Consider the following 1,778-nt stretch of genomic DNA (forward strand, 5'->3'; position numbering starts at 1 on the left):
CTGCTGCTGTGCGCTGGGGTCGCCTGCATCGTCATCGGATGGAAAGACCGCCGCGATCCCACCGCACCCACGCGTCAGCGCCGGCGCCGCAGCTCGTCGAAGATCCCGCGCAGCACCCAGATCCTGCTCGTCGTGGGCTTCGCCGCCGGCATCGTCGTGTCGTCCCTCTCGGGTTGGCTCTTCACCCTCTTCCTGGTCCCGGCGCTGCTGGTCGGCCTGCCGTACCTGCTCGGCCGCCCCGAAGCAGAACAGCAGATCAGTCGGCTGGCGGCCATGGATGAGTGGGCCCGCAACCTGTCCAGCAGCATGAAGGCCGGTTCGGGAATCGAGCACACCATCATCTCCACTCCGATCCCCGAGGCATTACGGGAAGAGATCACGGCGTTCATCAGCCGCCTGCGCAACAACGTCCCTCCGGTGGATGCGATCACACGGTTCGCATCGGACCTCAACGACAGCGTCGGGGACAAGATCTGTGGCGCCTTGCTACTGAGCATGCAACTGCGGGGCGTCGGACTTGCAGCCGTGCTCGAAGGCCTCGCCGAAGACGTCGGCGACATGGTCGCGCGCCGACGCCGCACCGAGGCCGACCGCAAATCCAGCCGTACACAGGCGAAATGGGTCACCATCATCGCGATCACCACACTCGCGGCAGCGTTCCTGTTCACCAACTTCATGGAACCGTACAAGTCGGGCGGAATGCAGATCGTGCTCCTGATCCTGCTGACCCTGTTCGCGGCCGACCTGTACTGGATGAAGCAGGCCACCAAACCGCCGACCTATCCCCGCTTCATCGGCACCAATGATCGCGTCAACCGCACCGACCTCGTAGGAGCGCAGCGATGAGCATTCAGATGACGGTCATCCTCTACACGAGCGTCGGAACAATCGGCATCTACCTGGTTGCCCTCTACTTCATGCGCGCACAACCCGCACTCAGTGACGCCATGTCGCGCCTGTCCGGACCGGCCCCGGAGCGCACGTCGACAGCCGGAACCTCCCTGATCGACGGGATGGCGAACAAACTCGGCATCCGGGTCCACCCCTACCTGCAGGACAGCAAATTCTTCACGCTCCCCAACGCCGATCTCGCCCTGCTGCACCGCGATCCCGCCCATGTACTCGGGGAAAAGCTCGTCGCAGCACTGCTCGGACTGCTCATCTTCCCCTTCCTCAACCTCGTCCTGACTGCATTCGGGGTCGGCCTGGGATGGTCCATCCCGGCCATCCTGTCGATTGCGACCGCCTTCCTGCTCTTCCTCATCCCCGACATCGAAATCCGACGCCGGGCAACCGCGGCACGAGCGGAATTCGCGCAGGCGCTGAGCTCCTACATCGATCTCGTCGCGCTGTGCCGACGCGGTGGCATCGGCACCACCCAGAGCCTCGAGCGCGCTGCGCAGGTAGGAGATTCATGGGTGTTCCTGCGTCTCGACGAGGAACTGTACGAAGCCGGGCGCTCCGGCGAAGCCCCGTGGAATGCCCTGACACGCGTTTCCCATGAGCTCGGCCTGACCGAGCTGGGCGACTTGGCCGACATCATGAACATGACCGGCGACAAAGGCGCATCCGTCTACGCCTCACTGCGGGCGAAGGCCGCGGGCCTGCGATCCGCTCAGGCCAGCGCCGAACAGGGAGCGGCAGCGGAGGCTACCGAAAAGCTGGCTATGCCGCTGGCCGGACTCGCCGGCTTGTTCATCATGCTGCTGCTGATCCCGGCGCTGACCATCATCACCGGCTAGACGATTCACCGGTGCGACGTCGGCCCCGCGAAAGGA

2 protein-coding genes are annotated in these 1,778 nt (G+C 64.7%); both read left to right on the top strand.

Features of this window, described 5'->3' with window-relative positions; all coding sequences use genetic code 11:
- A partial coding sequence (locus tag CA951_RS42045) for a type II secretion system F family protein (RefSeq protein ID WP_143543220.1) occupies positions 1-846 on the top strand: 846 nt, incomplete at its 5' end.
- On the top strand, positions 843-1,742 hold the full coding sequence (locus CA951_RS42050) for a type II secretion system F family protein (protein ID WP_007299973.1): 900 nt from the start codon (positions 843-845) through the stop codon (positions 1,740-1,742). The genes CA951_RS42045 and CA951_RS42050, both read left to right, overlap by 4 nt.
- The last annotated feature ends 36 nt before the right edge of the window (positions 1,743-1,778 follow it).

The sequence above is a fragment of the Rhodococcus sp. NCIMB 12038 genome, assembly GCF_002165735.1.
Classification (GTDB): domain Bacteria; phylum Actinomycetota; class Actinomycetes; order Mycobacteriales; family Mycobacteriaceae; genus Rhodococcus_F.

Coding starts and splice junctions, on each gene's coding strand:
- CA951_RS42050 (WP_007299973.1), top strand. CDS start 843: ATGAGCATTCAGATGACGGTCATCCTCTACACGAGCGTCGGAACAATC.